General features: G+C 49.6%; 21 protein-coding genes, 1 tRNA gene and 1 pseudogene. 5 read left to right on the top strand and 18 right to left on the bottom strand.

Annotation, left to right across the window (positions count from 1 at the left end; all coding sequences use genetic code 11):
• Window positions 1-169: 169 nt before the first annotated feature.
• The 14 genes from A3849_RS00120 to A3849_RS00050 all read right to left on the bottom strand — a co-directional run bounded on the left by A3849_RS00120 (window position 170) and on the right by A3849_RS00050 (window position 15,977).
• Window positions 170-496 (bottom strand): hypothetical protein, encoded by a 327-nt coding sequence (locus A3849_RS00120; RefSeq protein WP_074109606.1) that lies wholly within the window; start codon window positions 494-496, stop codon window positions 170-172.
• Between the two features lie 44 nt (window positions 497-540).
• Window positions 541-1,605 (bottom strand): LacI family DNA-binding transcriptional regulator, encoded by a 1,065-nt coding sequence (locus A3849_RS00115; protein ID WP_074109605.1) that lies wholly within the window; start codon window positions 1,603-1,605, stop codon window positions 541-543.
• A 23-nt stretch (window positions 1,606-1,628) separates the two neighbouring features.
• On the bottom strand, window positions 1,629-2,945 hold the full coding sequence (locus A3849_RS00110) for an ABC transporter substrate-binding protein (RefSeq protein WP_074109812.1): 1,317 nt from the start codon (window positions 2,943-2,945) through the stop codon (window positions 1,629-1,631).
• Window positions 2,946-2,967: 22 nt separating this feature from the next.
• Complete coding sequence (locus A3849_RS00105) at window positions 2,968-4,854, bottom strand: sensor histidine kinase (protein ID WP_074109604.1); 1,887 nt, start codon at window positions 4,852-4,854, stop codon at window positions 2,968-2,970.
• Window positions 4,855-5,061: 207 nt separating this feature from the next.
• Window positions 5,062-7,299 (bottom strand): methyl-accepting chemotaxis protein, encoded by a 2,238-nt coding sequence (locus A3849_RS00100; protein ID WP_074109811.1) that lies wholly within the window; start codon window positions 7,297-7,299, stop codon window positions 5,062-5,064.
• Window positions 7,300-7,565: 266 nt separating this feature from the next.
• Window positions 7,566-8,897, bottom strand: a complete 1,332-nt coding sequence (locus tag A3849_RS00095) for a peptidase U32 family protein (RefSeq protein WP_074109603.1) — start codon at window positions 8,895-8,897, stop codon at window positions 7,566-7,568.
• A gap of 266 nt (window positions 8,898-9,163) precedes the next feature.
• A complete protein-coding gene (locus tag A3849_RS00090; protein ID WP_074109602.1) occupies window positions 9,164-10,096 on the bottom strand; it encodes a peptidase U32 family protein in 933 nt (310 codons plus the stop codon).
• Between the two features lie 53 nt (window positions 10,097-10,149).
• Window positions 10,150-11,199, bottom strand: a complete 1,050-nt coding sequence (gene mltG / locus A3849_RS00085) for an endolytic transglycosylase MltG (protein ID WP_074109601.1) — start codon at window positions 11,197-11,199, stop codon at window positions 10,150-10,152.
• 220 nt (window positions 11,200-11,419) lie between these two features.
• Window positions 11,420-11,728, bottom strand: coding sequence for a DUF1292 domain-containing protein (locus A3849_RS00075; RefSeq protein ID WP_074109599.1), 309 nt, complete (start codon window positions 11,726-11,728; stop codon window positions 11,420-11,422).
• A complete protein-coding gene (locus tag A3849_RS00070) occupies window positions 11,721-12,029 on the bottom strand; it encodes a DUF1292 domain-containing protein (protein ID WP_038588104.1) in 309 nt (102 codons plus the stop codon). Before A3849_RS00070 ends, A3849_RS00075 begins: the two co-directional genes overlap by 8 nt.
• Before the next feature lie 13 nt (window positions 12,030-12,042).
• Window positions 12,043-12,459 carry a Holliday junction resolvase RuvX gene (gene ruvX / locus A3849_RS00065; protein ID WP_178382570.1) on the bottom strand — a complete coding sequence of 139 codons (417 nt, stop codon included), beginning with the start codon at window positions 12,457-12,459 and terminating at the stop codon, window positions 12,043-12,045.
• A complete protein-coding gene (locus A3849_RS00060) occupies window positions 12,459-12,734 on the bottom strand; it encodes an IreB family regulatory phosphoprotein (RefSeq protein ID WP_074102099.1) in 276 nt (91 codons plus the stop codon). Before A3849_RS00060 ends, ruvX begins: the two co-directional genes overlap by 1 nt.
• A 395-nt stretch (window positions 12,735-13,129) precedes the next feature.
• Window positions 13,130-15,763 carry an alanine--tRNA ligase gene (gene alaS, locus A3849_RS00055; protein ID WP_074109597.1) on the bottom strand — a complete coding sequence of 878 codons (2,634 nt, stop codon included), beginning with the start codon at window positions 15,761-15,763 and terminating at the stop codon, window positions 13,130-13,132.
• The gene (locus tag A3849_RS00050; protein ID WP_143191693.1) at window positions 15,750-15,977 is read right to left on the bottom strand and encodes a hypothetical protein; all 228 of its coding nucleotides are present in this window, start codon (window positions 15,975-15,977) and stop codon (window positions 15,750-15,752) included. Before A3849_RS00050 ends, alaS begins: the two co-directional genes overlap by 14 nt.
• Window positions 15,978-16,245: 268 nt before the next feature.
• Here A3849_RS00050 and A3849_RS00045 point away from each other — a divergent pair.
• Window positions 16,246-16,322 (top strand) — tRNA-Pro (locus A3849_RS00045).
• Between the two features lie 213 nt (window positions 16,323-16,535).
• On the opposite strand, the pseudogene A3849_RS33280 reads toward A3849_RS00045, so the two are convergent.
• Window positions 16,536-16,724, bottom strand: a pseudogene (locus A3849_RS33280) (S-ribosylhomocysteine lyase); the annotation flags it as partial.
• A gap of 204 nt (window positions 16,725-16,928) precedes the next feature.
• Here A3849_RS33280 and A3849_RS00035 point away from each other — a divergent pair.
• The 3 genes from A3849_RS00035 to A3849_RS00025 all read left to right on the top strand — a co-directional run bounded on the left by A3849_RS00035 (window position 16,929) and on the right by A3849_RS00025 (window position 20,062).
• Window positions 16,929-17,624: a response regulator transcription factor gene (locus A3849_RS00035; protein WP_074109595.1), complete on the top strand. Its 696-nt coding sequence runs from the start codon at window positions 16,929-16,931 to the stop codon at window positions 17,622-17,624.
• A 1-nt stretch (window position 17,625) separates the two neighbouring features.
• Window positions 17,626-18,681, top strand: a complete 1,056-nt coding sequence (locus A3849_RS00030) for a HAMP domain-containing sensor histidine kinase (protein ID WP_074109594.1) — start codon at window positions 17,626-17,628, stop codon at window positions 18,679-18,681.
• 220 nt (window positions 18,682-18,901) lie between these two features.
• Complete coding sequence (locus tag A3849_RS00025) at window positions 18,902-20,062, top strand: alpha/beta hydrolase (protein WP_074109593.1); 1,161 nt, start codon at window positions 18,902-18,904, stop codon at window positions 20,060-20,062.
• Window positions 20,063-20,367: 305 nt separating this feature from the next.
• Here A3849_RS00025 and A3849_RS00020 read toward each other — a convergent pair whose 3' ends face one another.
• The gene (locus tag A3849_RS00020; RefSeq protein WP_074109592.1) at window positions 20,368-21,786 is read right to left on the bottom strand and encodes an MDR family MFS transporter; all 1,419 of its coding nucleotides are present in this window, start codon (window positions 21,784-21,786) and stop codon (window positions 20,368-20,370) included.
• A 115-nt stretch (window positions 21,787-21,901) separates the two neighbouring features.
• Here A3849_RS00020 and A3849_RS00015 point away from each other — a divergent pair, with 115 nt between their 5' ends.
• Entirely contained in the window at window positions 21,902-22,495 is a 594-nt protein-coding gene (locus tag A3849_RS00015; protein ID WP_074109591.1) for a TetR/AcrR family transcriptional regulator, read from the top strand.
• A gap of 284 nt (window positions 22,496-22,779) precedes the next feature.
• Here A3849_RS00015 and A3849_RS00010 read toward each other — a convergent pair whose 3' ends face one another.
• Both A3849_RS00010 and A3849_RS00005 read right to left on the bottom strand, forming a co-directional pair.
• Window positions 22,780-23,778, bottom strand: a complete 999-nt coding sequence (locus tag A3849_RS00010; protein WP_074109590.1) for a glycoside hydrolase family 130 protein — start codon at window positions 23,776-23,778, stop codon at window positions 22,780-22,782.
• A gap of 65 nt (window positions 23,779-23,843) precedes the next feature.
• The coding region (locus A3849_RS00005) for a glycoside hydrolase family 125 protein (RefSeq protein ID WP_143191691.1) at window positions 23,844-24,678 on the bottom strand (835 nt) is incomplete at its 5' end.

The following is a 24,678-nucleotide window of genomic DNA, read 5'->3' as shown; positions in this document are numbered from 1 at the left end:
GCAAGCTTGCACCCTACAGGCGCACCAAGTGATGCTTAAGCAACTTCTGCAATATTTCTTACAATAGATTTCGGAATAAATGTAAAGAATACAATAGATTCACATTTAGCGGAAAAATGGGGCGGTTCTATTGTACTTTCTGCAGCAGATGGACTATTCAATATCCTAATTAGTATAGTTCCCCCTCATCACCCTGAACGATCGCATCCAGCTCTTGTGCCACCTGCTTCATTCTACCGATAATAAAATCATCTGCTCCTGAAACCGTAATTCGTCCCTCATAGTACCTAAATGGAACCTTCACATCCTTATCATTCCAGACGAAAAACTCTCCGCCCATAGTCAAAGTTCCGAAGGGGGTCTGGTGCGAGAGCTTATTCATATACTCGAAATCCGCTTTTGCGGCAAAATAGTCTTTGGATTCTTCTATAGAAATCGGCTTAGCCTCACTATTGGTCCAGTGATCCGCCCTAGTGATATGTACATTATAACTCATAACCAACCCTCCTTTATTTCTTGAATTTCCTTTTCTGCAACTGACTACTCCCGCGGTCCTGCGACCGATTCCCGGTGGACAATATCAGCCGAGATCAGAATTTTTTCCAGCGGCGCAGAAGGGTTGTGGATACGGTTCAGCAGCTTCTCCACCGCGGCCCGGCCCATAGCTTCCTTTGGCACATGTACCGTTGTGAGCGGCGGAACGCCGCGCATGGCATCCTCAATATTATCAAAACCCGTAACTGAAATATCAGCGGGGATGGATATCCCTTCTTCTCTAAGGACTTCACACACGGCCAGGGCCGTGGAGTCATTGGCACAGATAAGTGCAGTCGGCAGGTTTTTGGCTTTTTTGCGTTTGGTGATCCAGAGCTTGAATTCATCACGGAACGAGCCGTCATCCATACCCTCCAGCAGCAGCATCTCGTCGTCACCGGCTGGTGTTCTCATATCATTCTCCTCAAGGGCACTGCGGAAGCCGATCCAGCGGTCACGGAAACTCCGGGAATAACGGATATTGCCGATAAAATGAAACAGTGTATGTCCGATGCCCATCAGATGGTTGCTGAGCCGGGTCATTGAATCAATGTTGTTGGCGAACACAGTATCGCTGGGAATGAGCGGGTCCTCATGGTCAATCAGCACCATTGGAAGACCGATGCGGTGCACCTCCAGCAGGAGTGAAGTGGACATCTGCCCCACCCCCACCAGACCGAGCAGACCCCCCGGATTGAGAATATGGATAAAGTTATCGGCGCGGTGCTCCGAGACAATGACCATGCCGAGACCCTCCTGATCGAGAGCTAGCGCGATGCCATCGATAATTTTCCCCCAATAAAGGGAGTCCTGGGTCTGCGCCCGGATATTCGGCATCAGCACGAGCACAGATTGCTTGCCCCGGTCAGTACCGGACGCAGGAGACGGGCGTTTTACGTTCTGTACATATGCATTCTTCTGGGTAAAATACCCCAGCTGTGATGCGGCTTGAATGACCCGCTCCCGGGTGGTCTCATTAACGCCGCCTTTGCCGGAGAGCGATTTGGAGACTACGAACTTGGATACACCGAGGTGATCGGCGATTTTTTGCATGGTCACTTTTTTTGCCATAGGAAAATACCTCCAGATTATCTTTATTGTACAGCCGCCGCCTGCGGTCCGGGAGAAGCCTGCTGGCCTGCCCGCGCTTCTGTCCATTTCTCATTTAATTCGTCAAAAGCTTTCTGTAAATCCGGTGCAGCCAGCAGCTCCTGGATATAATCTCCTGACCAGAAGGACAGCTTCGCCCGGTTCGACATGTCGATGAAGGCGTCTGACTGCACAGTAGCCTCGATCAGCTTGGGATGATAGGAGAGAAACTCGCTATATTGCGGCATCGAGGGCTCCTCCGTGTCATCAGCCGGCAGAAACCCCGAGTTTGTGGTATACGAGGTTTCCGTTACAAAAAATTTCACCCAGGCCATCGCAAGCTCTTTGTTGTTGCTATACCTGCTTACTCCTATGAACCAATCGGGATTCAACAGGGCGTTATGGCTGGTATTATTATCATAAGGAAAGGGGAAGAAGCCAATATCCTCAGACTTCGCACCGGCATCCAGAATCTGGCGGATCGTCCAGTTACCCTGAAGATACATCCCTGCCTCCCCCTTGGCCAGCATGGTCTTGGAGATCTCCCAGTTATTCGAGAACAGCTGATCCTCCACATAACCTTTGGCAAGCATCGTCCTGGCAATCTCAAGCGCCCGTCCCCATACATTGCCGATCTTCCAGGGACTGTCCTCATGTACCATACTGTTCAGGTAATCAGGATTGCCTGACATATAATTAACCAGGTTGTCGCCCCAATCCCGCAGCGGCCAGACAGCACCGTAATTCATATAGAGCGGGATAATGCCTGCCTGCTTCAGCTTGGCGCTGGCTGCATAGAATTCATTAAGTGTTTGAGGCACCTTCTCAATCCCTGCTTTTTTAAAAGCCTGCTTGTTGTAGACAATTCCGCTCGTAGTGGTACCTGTGGACAACCCATATCTTTTGCCGTCATACGTGGCGAAGGTGGTGAACTTCTCCTGTGCAGCCAATTCATCGGTCAGGGGTTCAAAAAAAAGTCCCAGCTCTTTAGCCGGCAGGTTCACCGGAAGCAGCAGCACATCCCCCGCATCCTTGGTGGACAGACGGACCAGAATGTCAGTGGCATAATTGGACAAACCCTCAAATTCCACATTAGCTCCCGGATATTTCTTTTTGAACTTATCGGCGTAGCCCTTGAACGTCCCATTCTCAATCAAATCAATCCGGTTCGTCAGCATTACGATGGTACCGGACAATTCCGATGGTCTATCAACTCCGGCCGGGGTTGGCGAGGGCAGGGCCTGTGAATTGCCTCGGCCGTCACAGCCGGCAGACAGCAGGAATAGCAGCAGAATGGTGTGCATGGGCCAACGTATTTTCATCCGTTTCAAGCGGACTCCTCCTCTATTCTCTTCCCTTCATTTCCTGGTCGAGCGGGCTTAGAAGCGGCAGGGATAAAATCACATCCGTCCCTTCCCCCAGCTTGCTAAAGACCTCAATGCCATAGGCTGCTCCATAATGAAGCTGAATCCGCTGATGAACATTTTTCATCCCTATGCCCCCATTGATGCTTTTCTTCGGAGGCATTTCACGCTTCAGACTGTCGCTCAGCTTATGAAGTGTAGCCTCTTCCATCCCGCAGCCATCATCCCGGATATGGAACATAAGCATTTGTTCTGTGACCTCACACTTAATGCTCAGATGCATCTGGTCCTTGGTATCATCCAATCCATGGTAGGCGGCATTCTCAATGATCGGCTGAAAAACCAGCTTAATCATGGAGTAGTTGTCCAGCGTCTCGGGAACATCAATCTGCAATACGAACCTTCCGGGATACCGGCACCCCAGCAGCTCGACATAATTGCGGACATACAGCAGCTCCTGCTTCATCGTCGTTATACCAGACAACTCACTGGTACTGTAACGCAGGAGCTTGCCCAGAATGGAGATCATATCCGCGGCTTCCACGTCATCATTGATCTCTGCAGTCATACGGATGGATTCCAATGTATTGTATATAAAATGCGGATTAATCTGGCTCTGCAGCGCCTGCAGCTCTGCCTCTTTCTTCTGTTCCTCAATCCGGTATATATCCTGAATCAGCTGCCGGATACGGGCGAGCATCCGGTTGAATTGATGGCCGAGCAGGCCAATCTCATCCCGGCGTCTGACGCGGAAAGTCACATCCAGATCGCCGTTCTGCACCTTTTTCATCAGCTGGATCATTTGGGTCAACGGTTTGGTTAACGCAAACGATAGAATAATCGAAATGATCAGCGCCAGTACGATAATAATCAGGGTAGCGGCAAAGGTAGCGTTACGGGTCAGCTTCACCCCGCGCGTTAGCTCATCCACAGGAATAGAAATGATAACCTTCCAGTTGGTCTTGGAAGAGCTTGAATAAATATTAAGCCGTTCCTTGCCTGACACGGTATCATAAAAACTCCCGGCATTGCCTGAAGCCTGACGGAATAGGCTGGTATGGGAAATATCGGTCGTGAGAAGTCTCTGTTCGCTGTCAAAAATCACTTTGCCGTCTTCATCCACAATGATTGACTTGCCGTGGGTTACGGTATCCAGTTCGGCCACCTGATTTTCCAGATTGCTGATGTTGGCTTCAACTGCTATCAGTCCAATCGGATTCCACAGCCCGTCGACAATTTTGCGGACCACAGTGAAAGCATAGCGGGTGCTCTGCAGATTGCTCGTATACGCCTGTGTGCCAAAGAGCAACGCTTCGCCACTGGAATTCTTGGCCTTCTCGCTCCAAAATTTGTAACTCTGTTTCAGGTCCAGACGTACACCGCCATCCTTGGCGGAATAATAACCATTGCCGTAGCCGTCGAAAATATATACCGAGTTGGTTCCCCGCTTAATATTGTTAATAAAAGAGATATTCCCTTCAATGCCCCGCTGAATGGAGAGCAGCAAATCAAAGTCGCCAGGAGCAACCTGTGTGCTGCTTCCCTTGCTCTCCATCATCTGTTGTTGTTCATAATAGCGGTTCGAACGGATCAAGTTCTGCTTGATATCGTTTACATAGGCAGGCATGGACGAAATCCGTTTCATATCCTCTATATAGTCATCAATAGAATCCATCATCTGGTCAATCAGCTTCTCTGAATAGGCAACAGTGTTCGCTTGAATCGATTCGGAGTAGCTCTTGAAGCTGATCACACTGATGAACGAAAGCGGAAGTGTAATAATAATCAGGAAGACCAGGAGCAGCTTGCGTTCCATGCTCATGTCCCCTACATAGGACCACCAGGTGTGACTACGTTTAACTTTCATTCGGTCCTTCTCCTTGTTCCAGCTTCACCTAACATTTTCAGAAAAAATAACAATCCCCTAACAAAATAATTATACGTGTTAGTTCCCTGATGTACAAGGAAATTACATTACCAAGCGTTGAATATCTCGCAAAAAAAAAGCGCCCCGCTGCCGATTGCCGGCTTGCGGAACGCTTGTTCACTAGAGATTGGAAAATCTTAATCTTTATTAAATCGTAAACAGTGAGAGCTTATCTTTCAGCTGGGTTGAGACGCTTTCCAGTTTGCCGGAGAGTGCAACGAGCTGATCGCTGACATTCTGCTGTTCATTGCTCAGGGATGCGACCTCTTCCGAAGTAGCCGAGGATTGCTGGGCCACTGCGCTTACATTACCCATGGCATCCGACAAGACGCCCTGCGAATGATTCAGACTGTCTATGGCTCCGGTAACCGACTCCAGACTGGAAATGAAAACTTCCATTTGCCCTTTTACGGATACGAAGATATCACTGGTGCTCTTCACCGAACTCATCTGCTGTTTAAAGAGCGGTGCAACTTCGGACAACACTGCCACCGTCTCATTCATTTCCGTAATAATCTTATCGGTAATACCGGCTACAACGGCGATGGACTGTTTGGATTGGTCGGCCAGCTGCCGGACCTCATCCGCTACGACCATAAATCCGCGTCCTGCTTCACCAGCTCTAGCTGCCTCGATCGTCGCATTGAGCGAGAGGATGTTCGTCTGCTGTGTGATATTCTTCATCACATCCAGCACCTTGATGACCGAGAATACCGTTTCTTTCAAATTGTTGACCCGATCCACCAGCGCAGTAGTCATCTCACCGGTACGGCTAGTCTGCGTCAGCAGCTCTTCCAGCTGTTTCGCACCTTGACCGCTGGCTTCTCCCACTCCGCGGGCCGCTTCATCCATCTCGGCGTTCGCTGCGATGACGCTCTGCATCTGAGTTCCGATCAGATCCGTAAGCTCATTGCCACGTTCAGCCTCCTGTGCAAGGCTTCCTGCGCCACCGGCAATCTCTTCGGTAGCTGCCGCAATTTCCTTCGCGGAAACCGCCGTCTTGCGTGAAGCATCTCCAAGCTCTCCGGCGGTTTCCAGTACTTCACGTGCGGTATCCGTTGTCTGCGCAACCAGTTCGGTGATCCGCTCCATCATCGTATTAAAGGACGCCGACAACTCACCGATTTCATCCTTGGATACATATTCGGTGCGTACGCTCAGGTCTCCCTTTGCACCTTCAACCATAAGGTCCTTCAACCGGGCCAGCGGCCGGGCAATCATCCGCACCATCCCAATACCGACCAGAATGGCCAGTACCGCAGCCGCAGCCGCAGCCAGAAAGGTCGTGAATAGAATTGGAGTTGCCGCCTTCACAAGTTCACCAGTAGGGACAATACCTGTCAGCTTCCAGTCCGCTTTAGCCATAGGATTGTAGACAGCCAGAACATCTTCGCCTTTTGCGTCCGTGGCATCCTCGCTCTTACTGCTAGTCTTGCTCTCTTTAATAAATCCAAGCTCCGATACCTTACCATCCTCTTCAGGAATGGAGGAGGCCACAACAGTACCGTCTGGTGCAACGAGCTGAATCCGTGAGCCATCTCCGAGTGTTACACTCTTGAAGGCTTCCTCCAGCAGTGTATTCTTCAGTTCGAGCATAATCACATATCCTGAATTGGCTCCAAGATTTTTCAGTGCTCTGACCATCGCAATATTCTTCCCGTTTTCTCCTGCTACGGATGTAGGGAACCAATAGTTCTGTGCAGATTTTTCCTCACCGGAATAATAGCTCTTGTAGCTCTCGGCATTGGCAACCACTGTTTTGAACCATGCCTGATCTCTGACACTGTCCAGCTTCATGCTGGAGCTTCCACTTGAAACAATATCAAAATCTTTGGAAGTCGGAATCAGTGTAATCGCTACAATATTAGAGTCTGTAGTCGTCTGGCTGGAAAGCTTTTTATTCATCGCATCCGTAGCCACGAATTTATCATAACTGGATTCTGCAGAGGCCAGATCTGTCAGATTGTTCTGCATTTGCGGATCAAAAAAGAGCTGCATGGCCAAATTTTCATATTGCTTCAGTGTAATATCGAGCTTCTCCGAGGTCTGGATAATCGTCTGGCGGTTAGCTTCCGACACATTATTCTTAATCGTGTTCTTAGCTTTATTATAGGACAATAGCCCCAGAGCCAGTACAACTACCACAATGGAGGATAAAAAGATCAAGAACAGCTTGACCCCAACCGACTTATTTGGATTGACCCTCTTGATCTGACTTACCGAACCATGCAGCATTCCCTTAGCAGAAAGACCTGAGCCTATACGTTTTTTAGTTGGCGCAGCTTTCTTGACAGTTTCCTGTACTGCATCTGTAAGGTTTGTCTCAGATTTCTGGACGTTCGACGGTTGTTTCTTGTTGGTCTTATTCTTCTTTGTCAATTTCATCCTTCTCTCTTTCCGCTCTTCCCCATTGCTCTCCCGTTTAGGAGCAACCATCTCAATCACCTGCCAGTTAGATTAGAAGATATATGTAAGCGTTCGCTCTTATTTATATCGGCAGTTTAGGTATAATTTCTTAGTTTTCTTTAGAAATTACCACAGAATCTTTATATATTTTAGTCATTTTCCATTTTATTCTATATGCCAAAAAGGAATGCCCCTCAATACGAGGTGCATTCCTGTAAAGAACTCCAAACGAACTAACAAACACACTATTTTTTCTTACGCATCATATCGAAATAAGCCACAGGCTGATCGACCTTCATACGCACCCGCTGCAGCGGGTGGCGTGCGGCATCAAGCAGCTGACCTGCCTCGTCCCACAGCTCGCCTACCGTTTGTTTGAAGAACGTATTGTCAGGCCCGAAGAACTCCACTTCCTGTCCCGGCTTGAAGTGATTGCGCTGCTGAATCAGCGCTGTTCCGCTGGCCGCATCGTACTCCAGCACCAGTCCGGCGAAGTCATAAGGCGCTGCCTTTTCTTCCGGCTCATAAATATGATCCTCATGATCCGGGGTATCGTAGAAAAATCCGGTATTCAGCGGACGGTTCGCCGCCTTTTGCAGTTCTTCCAGCCATTCCGGCTTCAGCACGTACCCTTCCGGGTCGGCCATGTAGGCATCGATGGCTTTGCGGTAAGCATTGACAACCGTCGCCACGTAGTGGATGGACTTCATCCGCCCTTCAATCTTGAAGCTGTCTATGCCGACTTCGATCAGCTCAGGTATACTCTCCAGCATACACAAATCCTTGGAACCCATCGAGAACGGGTTATCCTCCGGCTGATGCAGAGGAAGCTGCGTTACTCCCGGCTGCAGCGGCAGAGGAGACTGCTGTGCCTGGGCCTGCTCCTCCTCGGATACCCAAGTCCCTTCTGGGCGGGCATCCTCGAACAGGTCGTATTTCCAGCGGCAGGACTGGCAGCAGCCCCCACGGTTTGAATCGCGGTCCGTGAAGTGGTTAGACAGCACGCAACGGCCGGAGTACGAGGAGCACATCGCTCCATGGATGAAGCTCTCAATTTCAATATCGACATGCTGCTTGATTTCGGCGATTTCCTCAAGACTCGTTTCGCGGCCGAGGACGACACGCGGAAGTCCTTCTTCCTTCCAGAAAGATACAGCTTGCCAGTTGAGCGTGGACTGCTGGGTGCTCAGATGAACCTCAAGGCCTGGCACCAGGCGGCGGGCGGTATCGACGATGGCAGGGTCGGCCACGATAATGGCAGCGATCCCCGCTTCATATAGGTTACGCAGGTATTCTTCAATCCCCGCGATATCTTCATTGTGGGCATAAATATTCGTAGCGACAAAAACCTTCGCACCGTATTTTTTGGCAAATTCCACACCCTCGCGCATCTCCTCAAAGCTGAAGTTATCCGCTCCCGAGCGCAGGCCGTATTTCTGTCCCCCAATATATACTGCATCCGCACCATAATGCACGGCGAATTTCAATTTCTCCAGATTGCCCGCCGGAGCAAGGAGCTCCGGTTTGTCCAGACGGTAACGTTTGCCCTTGTATTGCGGCTTGGTCATGGTTCCCATTCCTGTTCTCCCCTCCATTGTCTCACCAGTTAAAATAGCTAAAATCCTTACATTTTGGTGTTGAACGCAGCTGCGGGGAATGTTTGGACCTCCGGCCGCTGTTAGATTTGGATTTCCTGAATTTAACCGCTGGCCGCAGTAGAAATCCAAACCTAAAGGCGGGCGCTGACGCTCCTACAGTTCCAAACTTCCCCTCCGCTGCTACACCTGAATGTTGCTTATAGATCTATTTTAAAAAGCTGAGTCATTGACTTTTTTATTATTTTTCAATATACCTGTTCCTTGTAGAAAAAGCCGAAGGACAGCTCGCGCTCAGGATCCTGCAGCGCACGTATGGCATCCATCCAATCCTCTTGGAAGGCATAGCCTTCAGGATTAGCAGCGTAGAGGTCAATAGCATGGCGATAAGCCTTAACGACAGCTGCGTTATAAGCAACCGGCTTCAGCAGTCCTTCAATCTTCAGACTCTGCACTCCTGCCTTCAGCAGAAAATGAAGGTCCTCCAGGATGCAAATATCATCAGAGCTCATAATATGCGTGCCATTCTCATCCTCGTATATCGGAAACTTTTCATTGGGGCGCTCTGCTTCGATCAGAAACAGTCCGCGCTCCTTGCCAAGGCTTCCGCCGTCGCTCGGACGGCCCTGGTGGGACATGTAGCTTGCGACCAGCTTGCGCTTGGAGTGATAAATATTCGTCATGCCGTGTACCTGTACCTGGGCTTCAACTTCCAGCAGAGGCACCATTTCTGTCATTTCATCCATATTCAGCTCACGGGCCAGAACGACCCGCGAAGCGCCCTTGCGGCCCCAGTAATTGGCGGTTGCATAGTTGGTTGAAGTCATTTCTGCATTCCAGTGCAGCTTCAATCCCGGCGCTTCCGTCTTCACTGCGGCAAGCACAGCCGGATCACCAAATTCGATCCCATCTACACCCAGTTCTCCAATGGCTTTTACATAAGCGGGAAGCTCGTCCAGCAGCCGGTTCGACATTAGGCCACCCAGGCCTGCGTAGACCTTACAGCCGTTGGCGTGAGCCAGCTTGACGACCTTCGCGGTATCCTCCAGCGAGAAATGGCCTGCCAGACGCATGCCAAAGCGGTCATCGCCAATCAACAACGCATCTGCCCCGGCCTCCAGCAGCACAGCCGCTTCTTCCAAGGAAGCGGCTGTCGCCAGCAGCTCCGGTTTGTTATTCATGTTGCACCCTCCTACTTCGCGGTTCAATCCGCATCACACTCTATTTTAATAGGTTACCGCGAATTTTGTTCACTTTTTTTGATATTGGCTAAATGTTCCTTATAGGTCCTGCCGAATAAATGGCCCTGTGAGCCATCCTTTTTGGTTACATAGAAATAATAATCCGAAGCTTCCGGTGTCAGGGCCGCCTCAATGGATGCAAGACCGGGGCTGCTGATCGGCCCGGGCGGCAGACCTTCGTTTTTATAGGTATTATAAGGACTGTCGACCTTCAGATCCTTCTCATACAGCCGTTCCTTCTGCTTGTCCAGCAGGTATTGAACAGTCGCATCGATCTCCAGCTTCTGCCCTTTATCCAGCCTGTTGTAGATCACTCCGGCGACAATCGGACGTTCACTGTCCACTACAACCTCACGCTCTACAAGCGAGGCCACAGTCAGCAGTTCATGCAGGGAGAGTCCGCGGTTCTTCAGCTTGCCTTGCCAGCCTTCAATACTGTCCAGCTTCTTCTCAAGCTGCTCCAGCATCGCTTCAACAACCTGCTCCGGTGTACTCTCCTTCACAAGCTCGTACGTCTCCGGAAACAAATATCCCTCCAGACGGTGGCGAAGCTTGTTGTCATCAGGAATACCCAGTCTGCCCACGGCTTCAAGACCCGCTCCAGAATCTATAATTTTCAGGAATACTTCGGGTTTCTGATTCCAGGCTGCAGCAAGCTTATCAGCAACCTGCCTGGCCGTATATCCCTCCGGAATCGTAAATGAAACGGTATCCTTCTTCACCACATCCCCTGCATTCAGGCGGGCAATGAGTGAATCATAGGTGTCGCCCGGACTGGCGGTATAGGTGCCTGCCTTGAAACTGGACCCTTCCTTGACCCATTTCAAGTAGCCTTTAAAAAATAATCCTTTGCGTATAATGCCGTTTTGTTCGAGCAGGTCGGCAATTTGCGCGCTGCCCATCCCCTTCTCTATCGTAAAGGTTACCGGCAGGCCTGCCGGCTTCACCGGCTGCATGCCATTCCAGATGTACCAGACTCCTCCCCCGCCAATTGCAGCCAACAAAAGGATAATAAGAGCCAAGGTGCGGATTGCGGCTTTCAAATGTCACTCCTCACTTTCCGACTATAAAGTATAAAATTGTATTGTCTCAAATTCAACATATATTTTTGCGGACATATAGATTGCATAAGTGGAAACGATTTCGCCGTCCTCCCAAGAGGCGGCTTCTTATTCTCCAAAACTTCTATTTCAAGCAAAAAGAGCGCGGAAAAATCTCCGCCCTCTTCCGTGCCACTCCTTGCTATAGCGTACATATGGAAGCTTATTCGCTCTCGTCAGCGGGAAAAGTCAGCTCGTCATACAGCTCGTTGACATTTTCCCATTCCTCGTCATCCACGATGCTCTCCAGTTCGGGAAGCCCGTCAGGCGAAACCACAATCCGCAGAATCTCCTGTTCGGCACCTCTCCCGGAACCGGTAAGCACCGCATACGCTCGGTCACCAACTTCAAATTCGGCAATAATATCGTAAACGGAAGATTTGCCCTGCTCGTCTTCCAGTTCCACTGTTTCTCCATATACTTCTTTAAGCTTTGAAGTCCAAACTACCTGATCGGCGGAAAAATCAGTCATTCTCCGCTCCTCCGTCCAGCTCATCTACCAAGGTATTGAAGGTCTCTTCAACAATGGCCCATTCCTCATCATTCTCGATCATAAAGAGTTGAAGATCATCACCGTCTTCTTCATAACGGAACGCATACACCTCATCGCTCTCTTCATCCTCGGAATCCAGCGGAACCACCATCATATACTTGGCATCCGAACCATCGACTTCAAATTTCATAATGACCTCAAATTCCTCTTCATTACCTTCCTCATCAGGAATGTAGATAATTTCCGGTTCTTCTTCTTGGCCAATCTGCTCGTTTGTCAATCTAACACACCCCTCACCTTTTACTGTTAGCATCCAAAAAATTTTGCAAAATCAGGGCTGCAGCCATTTTATCTACAATCCCTTTGCGTTTCTTCCGGCTGACGTCCCCTTCAATCAGCATCCGCTCAGCAGATACCGTCGTCAGACGCTCATCCCAAAGGTGTACGGGCATTTCGAGTTCTTCCCGAAGCCTATCGGCAAATTCGATGCAGATTTCACCACGGGGGCCTACTGAGCCGTTCATATTCTTCGGAAGGCCAACTACAATCTCTCCAATCTCATGTTCCTTGACCAGTTCGCGGATACGCTGGAACTCATTTCCGTTGCCGCGCCGCTCAATCGTCTCCAGAGCTTGTGCTGTCCATCCAAAAATATCACTTGTGGCAACTCCGATTCTGCGGTCGCCGTAATCCAGACCCAGCTTCTTCATCATTTCGGATGATCCACCCGATGATTGGCGAGGTAGAAACGAACCAGTTCCTCAATCAGCTCATCACGTTCTTTCCTCCGGACCAAACTTCTCGCATTGTTGTGGCGCGGAATGTAAGCCGGATCTCCAGAAATAAGATACCCTACGATCTGGTTGATGGGATGGTATTCCTTCTCCACCAGCGCATCGTATACTGCGAGCAGTATTTCCTGGGAGGAGGCTTCCTTCTCATCGCCCTTTACATTGAATTTGACCGTTTTGTCCATGGAGTCCATTTGTGACACCTTCCTTCTGCAAAATCACCCGCTTATTGGGCGGCTTCGCAAAGTTGCTGCTGTACAGCTGACTTGCTGCCCTCATCATAACATATTCATGGCCCAACGAGGAAATCCTGCCATCGTGATAACGCTTTTTTTGGTATTTCGTCTACAAAAATAGAGATTTTTTTGGGTTTTAAGCTATTGCAGATGTTCGCTAAAAGTGAATATTGACAAAAAATATACATTTTCCAGCTTCGCGTGAATAAAGCAGCGGTACTGATATATTGCTCTCAGTACCGCTGCGGCAACCCTCATTTCCGATTTGCATATCCATCTGTCTGCAGCTGCATAATCCAGCAATCCCTGGCGTTATGCAGCAGCTCCGAAACCTGCTCCGTTACTTTTACCGCTTAACCCTGAGCGGCTACAAGCTCCTCGGCTTTCAAAAGAGCTTCGCCCAGCTTGGAAGCATCCTTGCCTCCGGCTTGCGCCATATCCGGACGTCCACCGCCCCCGCCGCCGCATACTGCTGCGATTTCCTTCACCAGCTTACCGGCGTGGAAGCCTTTTTTGACGAGGTCCTGCGGTACCGATACAACAAAGTTGACTTTGTCGTCCATAGCCGCGCCCAGCACAAGTACAGCATCCGGCAGCTTGGTTTTTAATTCATCCGCAGTCGAACGAAGTGCGTCCATATTACCAGCCTGAACGGCAACCGCGAGCAGCTGTGTACCGCCGCCTACCGTTTTCACACTGCTGGTCAGTTCGGCAGCAAAGGTTGCGCTCAGCTTAGATTGCAGGGATTCATTCTCACGGGACAGCTCACGGACCTGGGCATGCAGCGCTTCAATCCGTTTTGGCACATCGTTCAGCGAAGACTTCAGCAATCCTGCCGATTGCTTCAGCAGATCCAGCTGGCTTTCGGTGAACTGGTACGCATAACGCCCGGTTACCGCTTCGATCCGGCGCACCCCGGAGCCAATGCCGCTCTCGCTGACCAGCTTGAAGATCCCGATCTGCGAGGTGTTAGTCACATGGATACCGCCGCACAGCTCAAGGCTGTAATCGCCAACCTGAACCACGCGCACGATGTTGCCGTATTTTTCGCCGAAGAGTGCCATGGCCCCCATAGCCTTGGCCTCGTCAATCGGCTTATTCTCAATCACTACATCCAGGCCGCGCCAGATTTGCGCGTTCACCCGGTGTTCGATATCGCTCAGCTCTTCCGGCGTAATTGCGCCGAAGTGGGAGAAGTCAAAACGTAAACGTGCGCCTTCTACTAAAGAGCCGGCTTGATTCACGTGACCGCCAAGCACTTCTTTGAGTGCTTTATGCAGCAGGTGGGTTGCCGTATGGTTCTTAACAATGTCTTCACGCTGCTCCCGGTTCACCTCGGCGCGGACACTGTCGCCCACTCTCAGCTCCCCGGCTTCCACAGTAACCAGATGAACATGCTGGCCATGCGGAGCTTTGAACAGTCCTGTTACCTTGGCGGTCACCGAACCGCCGGTCAGAAGACCGGTGTCGCTAACCTGGCCGCCGCTTTCAGCATAGAATGGCGTCGATTCCAGGATAACCTGGCAATCGGTACCTTCGCCTGCGATGTCCACCAATGTACCGCCTGCAACAATAGCCAATATCTTAGACTCTGCTACGGAGTCAGTATAACCAACAAATTCACTTTTAACCGTCAGCTCAGCCAGCGGTCCGCCTTGAACCTTCATGCTGCCGCCGTCCTGACGGGCGGCTCTGGCACGGTCGCGCTGCTCCTGCATGGCTGCGTCGAAGCCTTCACGGTCCACGGTGAGGCCCTGCTCGGAGGCGAAATCCTCAGTCAGGTCAAACGGGAAGCCATACGTGTCATACAGTTTGAACGCATCTGCACCGGCAATGGCACTGAGCCCGTCAGCCTTAGCTTTGGCACTGATCTCACCCAGGATAGCCAGACCGTCAGACAGCGTTTCATGGAAACGTTCTTCCTCGGTACGGATGATTTTGGCGATATACTCGCGGTTCTCGACAACGGATGGATAGTAGACGCCCATCACTTCGCCCACAGTCTCCGTAAGGTCGAACAGGAACGGACGGTCCAGACCCAAGGTCTTGCCATAGCGCACCGCGCGGCGGAGCAGACGGCGGATAATGTAGCCGCGGCCTTCATTGGAAGGAAGCACGCCATCCCCTACAGCAAACGTTACAGTCCGGATGTGGTCGGCGATTACTTTTAGAGCAATATCCTGTTCCAGGTTATCCTTGTAGGTTACACCTGCAAGCTTGGCCGTCTTCTGGATGATCGGCTGGAACAGATCGGTATCGAAGTTGGAATCCACATCCTGCAGAATGGACGCGAAGCGTTCCAGACCCGCACCGGTATCAATGTTCTTGTTCGGAAGCGGCGTATAGCTGCCGTCCTTGTTATGGTTGAACTGCGAGAATACGAGGTTCCACACTTCGAGCCAGCGTTCATTTTCCCCGCCCGGATACATTTCTGGATCGGACATGTCGCTGCCGTAGGCTTCGCCGCGGTCATAGAAGATTTCCGAGCAAGGGCCGCAAGGACCTTCGCCGATATCCCAGAAGTTGTCGTCACCCAGCTTAATGATGCGCTCTGCGGGCAGGCCGACCTTTTCATTCCACAGCTTGAAGGCTTCTTCATCCTCAGCATATACCGTTACGGAAATACGTTCCGGATCAAAACCAATCCATTCCTTGCCGGTCAGAAACTCCCAAGCCCAGGTTATAGCCTCTTCCTTGAAATAATCTCCAATGGAGAAGTTACCCAGCATTTCAAAGAACGTATGGTGGCGTCGCGTTTTGCCTACATTCTCAATATCGTTAGTACGAATGCATTTCTGCGAATTGGTCAGACGCGGATTCTCCGGGATTTCCCGGCCGTCAAAATACGCCTTCAGCGGAGCCATCCCGGCGTTGATCCATAACAGCGACGGGTCATTATGCGGCACGAGCGATGCGCTCGGCTCGATACGGTGGCCTTTGCTCTCAAAAAACTGCAGCCATTTGGAACGGATTTCACTTGCTTTCATCATGTACAGCCCCTGTCTCATAGTTATTAAAAACAAAAAAACGCCCCTGAATAAATTCAGGGACGATGATTATCGCGGTACCACCCTGGTTATCGCCAATATCCGTGAAGTCACGGACCATGATCAGACGATCGCCTTGTGCGGCTGTTAACGGGCGCCCCCGGCGGGATTGTCCCCGCACTCCGAAATCAGCTTTCCGCCGGCCTGTCTTCAAGGTTCTCACAGCCAATTACGAAGACTATCGTAAAGGAACCTCTTCTCTGATCCAAGCCAATCTCCGGCGTACTTCATTTCATCAACGTTTTTTCCGATTTGCATTTTAACATTTCAAGTATAGCCAGCGCCCCTATTTCTGTCAATCTCGGGTAGAGAAAAGGGCGAAATGAAGCAGCAAAATGATTATTTACAGCGCTTACTTGCAGGCGTATAATGTGGATTATTCAGAGCAATCCTGCGGTTAACAACGGGTTAACCTGTAATGACGAGACGTAGCTCAGCTTGGTAGAGCGCTTGCTTCGGGAGCAAGAGGCCGCAGGTTCAAATCCTGTCGTCTCGACCATGCTAAAATGCTAAAACCCTTGATTAATAAGGGTTTTTTTGTTCGAATTATTTAAACTAGGCTTTAACTTCATTTATATAGAAGGAACGAATGACCGTTCAATAACTGAAAAAAGAAATTGTCAGTCAAACGTAATCCCAGAATGCAGAAAGCCTTTATTCCTCTAAATAATGATCCCCCCTATTTTGAATTAATTCCTCTCCAAGTATACAAAATTCCATCCCTCAAATGCGTAGCCAATAAGTGCTCAAGCGTGTGTACCGCCGCTGCTGTCGGAATGATATCGGCATTGGGCTGCAAAAAACTCAAATCATATTTTGAATCGCACTCCCTCTTTCGTCATGCTCCAAACCTGCTCCCCTAACCCCCTAACAAAGGCACCTTGACAAGGGTGTGATCCAGTTAAAGCTGAGCTTTGTGTTCATGGTGGTGCACGTACTTCTACGGACTATGCAATTCAATATTTATGCCTTGATTCTGTCTACGAAGTGGACGATTGCATCAACAAGATGAAGAGAATATTATTTATACCAGATTGTCAATTCAATTCCATACGGCTCTTGTGTTATAAATGCAGTCCATTTAAAAAGGTTGGGAGGTAGAAAAATGTCAAAAACGATATTAGTTGTAGACGACGATGAAGAAATCGTAAAACTCATCACAAAGAGTTTAAGGTACGAGCAATTTGCAGTAATCACGGCAAGTTCCGGGAAAGAAGCCTTATCTGCATTGGCTGAAAACCACATTGATTTTATCGTTCTGGATATAGTGATGCCGGATATGGATGGACATGATGTCTGCAGAAGTATCCGAAAATCTTATAATGTTCCCATCCTGTTTCTAAGTGCGCGTGATCAGGACATTGATAAAATCGTTGGTCTCGAAATAGGAGCTGACGATTACATGACCAAACCTTTCAGTATTCAGGAGCTTGCCTCCAGGATAAAGGCTCACTTCAGAAAAGTGGACAGGCTGTTTAAAGAGTGGGATGAACTTAGTCCCAGCAGCGAAAAGGCGGATGCTCCGCTCATTTTGAACGATAAAACGTTTGAAGCCTTCCTGCATAGCAGGAAGCTCGACTTATCAACGAAAGAATTTCAAATTTTGTCTATTCTTATGCGTCACCCCAATCAGGTATTGAGTCGTGAGCAGATCTATGAGAATGTCTGGGGAGACGAATACGGAGAAATAAATACCGTAACGGTCCATATCAAAAATATCCGTAAAAAACTGGGTCCTGATCATAACTTTATTAAAACCATATGGGGCATAGGATATAAATATACGGAAAGAGAGCAATAGTATGAAACTGAAAATAAAACTTCCCCTCTTATTCCTGCTAATGCTTCTAATTCTTATGTTTTCCATTGGAATGTACTTGAAGTTTGTCTTTGCAGTATATTCCCCTATACGCGGTACATTGTTGGACTCACGATATATAGCATTGCTTCTGCCCATATTTGCCATCGCTTGTTGTATATTTATTATTCTGATTATCTATATTTATTTGTGCATAGAGAAGCCCATTCGGCTTCTAAATACCAGGCTGGAAGAAGTAAATATTGTACATCCCATGCCTCCGTTAGCTTTGAGGAGTAATGACGAGATCGGAGAACTGTATAAGCACTTCAATAAGATGGAGCACAGGCTTCAACTCGCCCACAGTGAGCAAACCGATATGATTGCGGCAATCGCCCACGATTTAAAAACACCCCTGACATCTATTAACGGTTTTACTGAACTGCTGGCTACACACAAGGACCTATCAGAAACTGAAAAGCAGGAATATTATGATTTGATTCAAAGGAAGTCAGAATATATGGTCGAACTCATCAATGATTTCTCCAGCTTCACCAAAGAAAAACTGGAGTTGGAATCCATGGTAGCTAAACCTGTACAAGCATCAATATTATTTGAAAAAATCGCTCTTGAATATGAGTACGAGTTGGCGGGACTTGACTACGAGCTTACTTGCCGTCATTCATTCACGGAAAATATATTGCTAATGGTCAATGAACCGATGATCCGCCGGGTTTTCGGCAACCTCTTTAGCAATGCTGTAAGATATGGAGGGAAGAATACGCTGAAAGTGTATATGACCGGATACCTGCTAGAACGTTATGCCTATTTCCAAATCGAGGATAATGGAATTGGAGTGCCGGATAAGGATATTTCTTCTCTGTTCCTCAAATTTTTCACTGTGAACAAATCGCGGCAAATCCAAAAGGGCGGACTGGGGCTGGGGCTTGCAAGCTGTAAATCTATTATTGAACATCACGGGGGCGAAATTGTTGCCTACCCTTCCGAATATGGCGGTTTGGGGATAAGATTCAGCATTCCCCTGGCGGCACAACGCTAACTTTATTTTTGCATATCTTCTTTTACAACAAAGTTAAAGGCTGCTGCCGGGTGTCAACACCCAGGCAATAGCCTTTAACTTTGTTTTTTAGCGGTTTATAGTTTTTTATATTCTCTTTATAAACATTTATTTTTCTTTTAAGGAAGCTTTATCTTTGGATGTAAAAATTACTTGTAGTAAAAAACTACAATCACTGGAACTTGACAAGGAGGATGTCGAAATGTCAATTGAGTTCAGCCGCTGGCCCAATAACTACATGATGTCATACCAAGTTACCAAAGCTTTGGGTATGGCAAGCCTCGGTGCTACAGACGTCACCGAAATCTACGAGGCCTGCAAAAAAATCAATCCCGATGACAAGGATACGTGGCACAGGGAATGGCTCATCACCGCTCAGGCATTGGAAAGACACGGCAAGGAGGCTGAAACGGCTGGAAACTGGTATACCGCACGAAACTGCTACATTCGTGCCTGCAATTACTACAGAATCGCAGAGTATGCGGTAATGGATGATGACACCGAGAAAATCCGTATTTTTAAAAAGGTTAATGAACTCTTCGAAGCTGCCGGAAAGTACTTCGATGTCCGCCCGGAGAAAATTGAGGTCGATTACGAGGATGTCAAGCTGGAGGGATACTTCTTCTCCCCTTCCTGGATCAAAGGCCCAAAGCCGACCGTGTTTGCGCTTAACGGTGGTGACGAGTGGTCCATTGAAAATTATTTCTGGCTGGGTCCTGCCTTCATTTCATGTGGATATAACTTTTTGGTCTATGACCAGCCTGGCACCGGCCTCTCGCTGTACGAAAAGGGAAAGGGGAGACGGGCGGACAGTGAGGCTTTCCATTCCCGGGCCATCGACTTTCTTCTAACACGGCCGGAAGTCGATCCCGATAAGATTATCGTGCACGGGGAGAGTTTTGCGGCTTACGACTCGCTGCGTTTCGCTTCGTTCGATCACAGGATTGCTGCCGTCATCTCCGATGGCGGTACGCATGCCTTCGACTGGAAAGCCATGCTTACATGGATGCCGCCAAGTCTGGCCGCACACGGTATGAGAATTCTGGGGGCAGAAAGCCTGGAGGATTTTGCGGGGAATCCGCGTTTTGCCTATGATCTTGAGGGCGTGCTCCACCAGATCGAATGTCCGCTGCTTGTCATGCATGGAGCGGAAGAGATATTGGTTCAGCCCAATCCGCTGACACAAGCTATGAAGAATTACGAGCAGGCGGGTTCGAAAAACAAGACATTCTACGCGATAGAGGATAGACGACTTGGCGGATTAGAACACTGTCAGGTAGACAACATCAACGTGCTGCATGAGGTAGCGCTGAATTGGCTCTGCTCCATTGGGCTTGGGCCAGCCTCGCCCCGCCAATCTTAGGGATTCTCATAACATCATAAAGCAGTAAATTTATTGAAACATTTCCGATAGAGCTTGTTCAGGAGTGTCGTCCTTCGAATCCTGTACAAGCTCTCTCTTTATGGAGGAGTTAAAGAAGCATATCGCTTACTCTGGTAGAAGGAAATTAAGCTATACGCCATAGCTTTGCCACCCATTTACTTAATAAAGGGGCCAAATTCCGTTTGTTTAGATTTTTAGTCGGTTAACAGCCATTCCCTTCACTAGATTTATACGAGTTATACAGTTTGCGCTCAGGGACTATCACAAAGTGAATTCACTCGAATTCATCTTTTTATTCTCGGCAGAAATGCCGCTGGAATTAGCGCCAATGTTGAGAAGGCAATCGACCAGATAAACGTATGATCGAATGCAACAGCCACAGCTGCCGGATCATGTGACATGACTGAATTAAGCTCGTTCTGCAAAATAATAGCGATAACCGATACACCAAAGGCGCCGCCGATTTGCTGCATAATACGAGTGGTGCTGCTGGCATGCGGGATTTGCTTCGAAGACAGGCCAATATAGGCGGAAGCCATGACCGGCAGAAACACAGCGCCTAATCCTGCTCCCCGTACAATCAATGCCGCGCTCAAATAATAATAGCTCGTATCTCCACTAAGCTGCGTAAGCGGCCATGTTCCAAGCATGGTAAGCAGGGTTCCGGCAAGAACGACTGGCCTCGAACCGATCTGATCCGTTAGTTTGCCGGCAAGCGATCTTGTCAACAACATCCCGACCCCTTGCGGAACGAGCAGCAGACCGGATAGAAGCACCGATTCGCCGCGGACTTGCTGGAAGTACAGCGGCAGCAACAGCATTGCCCCGTAGGAAGTCAGGCCGGATAGAAAAAGCAGTGCCGCGGATACGGTAAAGGAACGCACCCGGAACAGCCTAACATCAAGCAAGGCTTCGTTTCCTTTTCGAACGGCATAAACAACAAATCCAGCCAAAAGCGTTAACCCTGCTATAACGGGAACGAGAACCGCAGCATGACCGAAGCCGTGACTCAAGCTCACTTCCCCAAGACCGTAAATAATGAGCACGATGGCTGGGGAGAGCAGCATCAGTCCCAACAGATCCAGCCGCAACGTTCGGGTTCGGCGCTGTTCATTAGGCAGCCCCTTCCACGCCATAATGATGGCTGCGATGCAGAGCGGAATATTTACAAAGAAAATCCATCTCCAGCTCAGATGATTGATGATAAGGCCTCCCAGCACTGGCCCGAGTATCGGCCCAAGCAGCGCCGGCAAGGCCACCGTGGCCATCTTTTTACCCATATTTCGTCCTCCAGAGGCGCGCACTGCCAAGGTCTGCATAATGGGCATCAGCAATCCCCCGCCGATCCCTTGAATGGTACGGAAAAAAATTAGGCTGTCCACGTTCCATGCCAAGCTGCATAGTACAGAACCGAGCAAGAACATGCCCAGCGAAAATAGCCACATAGGCTTACCCCCGAATCGCTCCACCGCCCAGCCGCTGAAGGGAATGACCATAGCAAGCGCAAGCAGATAAGCGGTCATAACCCATTGAATGGTTGACACCGAGGTATTGAATTCCCGAACCAGCGTATTAATAGCCACATTCGTTATCGTCGTGTCGAATAGCGGAGCCAGAATGCCAACCATTAGAATCCACATCAATTTCTTCTCGGCTGCCTGCTGTTCAGCCGATTCAAGCGCTGTAGAACCTTGTTTTTGCATGTTGATTGCCTCCCTTTGATCGAAAAATAAGAAACTTTTAGTTTCTTATTTGCGTTTATGATATACTATTTCTATATGAAACGCAACGAATTTATTAAAGGAGTGCGAGAACAACATGTCCAATTCTCAACACCCGGATAAATTGAAAAACAGACGCAGAGGCAAAGAGCTTGAAGCGGCTATCCTGCAAGCCGTGCGGGAAGAGTTGATAGAACAAGGCTATTCTAATCTTACGATGGATGGAGTGGCGGAACGGGCGGGGACAAGCAAAGCCGTGCTGTACCGTCGATGGGCCAACCGCGCTGAGATTGTACTCGCGGCGATCCGGGAACGCGTACCTCTCCCGCTGGAGGAGGTACCCGATTACGGGAATTTGAGGGACGATGTTTGCGGCGTGCTTCGATCGATGAATCAGAACAACATTGAAGTGATGATCAAGGCCTTTTATGGGCTCGTAACGGAAATCGGCGCCATGCCGCTCGCATCCTTATTATTCCCCCAAGGGCGTCATAACAGGACAATGACGATTGTACTGCAGCGGGCCGTTGACCGGGGAGAGGTGTCGGCCGAAGCCGTTACCCCCCGGATGCTTACTTTGCCGGCAGATCTGGCCCGCCATGAGTTAATGCTGTATAACAAACCAATGTCCGAGCAGACGATTGCTAGTCTTGTGGACGAAGTGTTCTTGCCACTTGTATTGAAGCGGTGATTACCAACGCCTGTCCCTCCTCACATATTCCATATGCAATGGGTGTCACAGCTGGTGTCAGAAAACAAAAAAACACTCCGGATTAGGGAGTGCTAAGAACCCCTCATAACTCATACTCATTAGCTGAGGGGCTCCGTTCATAGATTCATTCCTATTCTCAAATCCAAGCCCCATAAACACTAAAAGCCCCCCGCCCCATTATATCGGGAGCAAGAAGCCGCAGGTTCAAATCCTGCCGTCGCGATTATGCCTTAATATTACCGCCCTGCTACTGTTCATTGTTGCTATTCCTCAATCTCCAACGGGTACTCCTTCATATATTTAAGCAACTCATCCACGGTGGTAAAGGCAAGGCCCGTAACCGTATCCGCGCACCCGTAGTAGATGGCAATCCGTCCTGTCGCGGAATCGGTCAAGGCCGCGCAAGGGAAGGTCACATTAGGCACATCACCCACACATTCGTACATCATTTCCGGTCCCAGAATATAATTGCGCGAACGGGCTTTTACTTTCCAGGGCTGATCCAGATCCAGAAGCGCACAGCCCATGCGGTAGACAAATCCATTACATGTGTTGATTACACCGTGATAGATGAGCAGCCAGCCCTCGCTCGTTTCGATCGGAATCGGACCGGGGCCAATCTTCTTGGACTGCCAGGCGGAGGCATCTCCATTCACCGTGCCCATCACATAGCGGTGCTTGCCCCAGAAGGTAAGGTCCGGGCTTTCGCTGTAGAAAATATCTCCAAACGGAGTATGCCCGGTATCACTTGGACGGCTAAGCATGGCATAATGCCCGTTGATCTTCCGCGGGAATAGCACGCCATTGCGGTTATACGGCAGGAAGGCGTTCTCCAGTTGATGGAAGGTTTGAAAATCGGTGGTGTACGCGAGTCCGATGGTCGGCCCGTGATAGCCGTTGCACCAGGAAATATAGTAACGGTCATCGATCTTGCAGACCCGGGGATCATAGCGGTATTCCCGTGTAATGACCTCTTCGTCCCCTTGGAAGACAATCGGTTCATGCTGGATACTCCAGTTCACGCCGTCCTCGCTGAAGCCTGCAAAGATATCCATGCTGACCGATTTCGAATCGCAGCGGAAAACGCCGGCGAACCCCTCCCCAAAAGGGACGACCGCCGAATTAAACACACTGTTGGAATTCGGGATGGCATCCCGGTGAATGATCGGATTGGCCGAATATCTCCATACCGGTGCGCTGGTGGCTGCCGGCTTCTCCTCCCAAGGGATATTTGACAGATTTTCTCCAATAATCGTACTCATGTTCATGTCTCCTTTTCATCTAAAAAAGTACTTTACTCCATCTTGTCATCCGTACCTGAAATCACTTAGAGAATTCCTTCCTGCATCGCCCGCCAGATCAGTTGGGAGAACAGGCTGTTCGACCAGGCGAACCAGCTGCGGGTGAACACGGAGGGGTCATCCGCATGGAAGCCTTCGTGCATGAAGCCGGTATCGGCGTCCGTGGCTTCCAGCATGCTAATCACCGCCAGCTTCTCTTCCGTGGTGTCTGCCGTAATCCCTTGCATCGACAAGGCCATGTGCCAGATATAGTTCTTCGGTGTATGCGGACTGCCGATGCCTTTGGCTGCTGTTCCTTCATAATAGAACGGATTTTCTGTACTGAGCGCAAACCGTCTCGTGTTCTGATACACCGGATCATCGTTCTTCAAATAGCCCAGGTACGGAATGGAGATCAGCCCCGGAGTGCCGGCATCATCCATCAGGCAGTAATTGCCGAAGCCGTCGGTCTCGTAGGCATAGATCGGCCCGAATTCGGGATGACGGTAAATCCCGTACAGCTTGATGCCGTGATCCACCTCGAACTCCAGCGCCTTCAGCTCGGCCAGCAGATCCATGTCCTGGAAGACCCACTCGGCGAATTCCTGCATCTGCCGCAGGGCGACAACGGCAAACATATTGCCGGGAATGTTGTAGTGGAAATCGCAGGCATCGTCACTGGAACGGAACCCGGACCAGATCATCCCGGTATAGTTCACCGGCATGCCAAGTCCGTTATTTCGCAACGAGTCTTCTGGAATGCCGTTGTTGCGGGTGAAGCGGTACGGCGACTGCTCGAAGTGATGCTGCTCTTTTTTGAACACCTCGATAATGGTACGCAGGGCAGACTTGAACTCCGCATCGAAGAAGTCGGTAAGCCCA

The sequence above is a fragment of the Paenibacillus sp. P46E genome (assembly GCF_001909095.1).
In the GTDB taxonomy this organism is placed as follows: Bacteria; Bacillota; Bacilli; order Paenibacillales; family Paenibacillaceae; genus Paenibacillus_AQ; species Paenibacillus_AQ helianthi.
The sequence above is the reverse complement of the archived record's forward strand: the minus strand, read 5'-3'. Positions and strand labels throughout refer to the sequence as shown.

Coding starts and splice junctions, on each gene's coding strand:
- A3849_RS00120 (WP_074109606.1), bottom strand. CDS start 496: ATGAGTTATAATGTACATATCACTAGGGCGGATCACTGGACCAATAGT.
- A3849_RS00115 (WP_074109605.1), bottom strand. CDS start 1,605: ATGGCAAAAAAAGTGACCATGCAAAAAATCGCCGATCACCTCGGTGTA.
- A3849_RS00110 (WP_074109812.1), bottom strand. CDS start 2,945: ATGAAAATACGTTGGCCCATGCACACCATTCTGCTGCTATTCCTGCTG.
- A3849_RS00105 (WP_074109604.1), bottom strand. CDS start 4,854: ATGAAAGTTAAACGTAGTCACACCTGGTGGTCCTATGTAGGGGACATG.
- A3849_RS00100 (WP_074109811.1), bottom strand. CDS start 7,299: ATGAAATTGACAAAGAAGAATAAGACCAACAAGAAACAACCGTCGAAC.
- A3849_RS00095 (WP_074109603.1), bottom strand. CDS start 8,897: ATGGGAACCATGACCAAGCCGCAATACAAGGGCAAACGTTACCGTCTG.
- A3849_RS00090 (WP_074109602.1), bottom strand. CDS start 10,096: ATGAATAACAAACCGGAGCTGCTGGCGACAGCCGCTTCCTTGGAAGAA.
- A3849_RS00075 (WP_074109599.1), bottom strand. CDS start 11,728: ATGACTGATTTTTCCGCCGATCAGGTAGTTTGGACTTCAAAGCTTAAA.
- ruvX (WP_178382570.1), bottom strand. CDS start 12,459: ATGAAGAAGCTGGGTCTGGATTACGGCGACCGCAGAATCGGAGTTGCC.
- A3849_RS00060 (WP_074102099.1), bottom strand. CDS start 12,734: ATGGACTCCATGGACAAAACGGTCAAATTCAATGTAAAGGGCGATGAG.
- alaS (WP_074109597.1), bottom strand. CDS start 15,763: ATGAAAGCAAGTGAAATCCGTTCCAAATGGCTGCAGTTTTTTGAGAGC.
- A3849_RS00035 (WP_074109595.1), top strand. CDS start 16,929: ATGTCAAAAACGATATTAGTTGTAGACGACGATGAAGAAATCGTAAAA.
- A3849_RS00030 (WP_074109594.1), top strand. CDS start 17,626: ATGAAACTGAAAATAAAACTTCCCCTCTTATTCCTGCTAATGCTTCTA.
- A3849_RS00025 (WP_074109593.1), top strand. CDS start 18,902: ATGTCAATTGAGTTCAGCCGCTGGCCCAATAACTACATGATGTCATAC.
- A3849_RS00020 (WP_074109592.1), bottom strand. CDS start 21,786: ATGCAAAAACAAGGTTCTACAGCGCTTGAATCGGCTGAACAGCAGGCA.
- A3849_RS00015 (WP_074109591.1), top strand. CDS start 21,902: ATGTCCAATTCTCAACACCCGGATAAATTGAAAAACAGACGCAGAGGC.
- A3849_RS00010 (WP_074109590.1), bottom strand. CDS start 23,778: ATGAGTACGATTATTGGAGAAAATCTGTCAAATATCCCTTGGGAGGAG.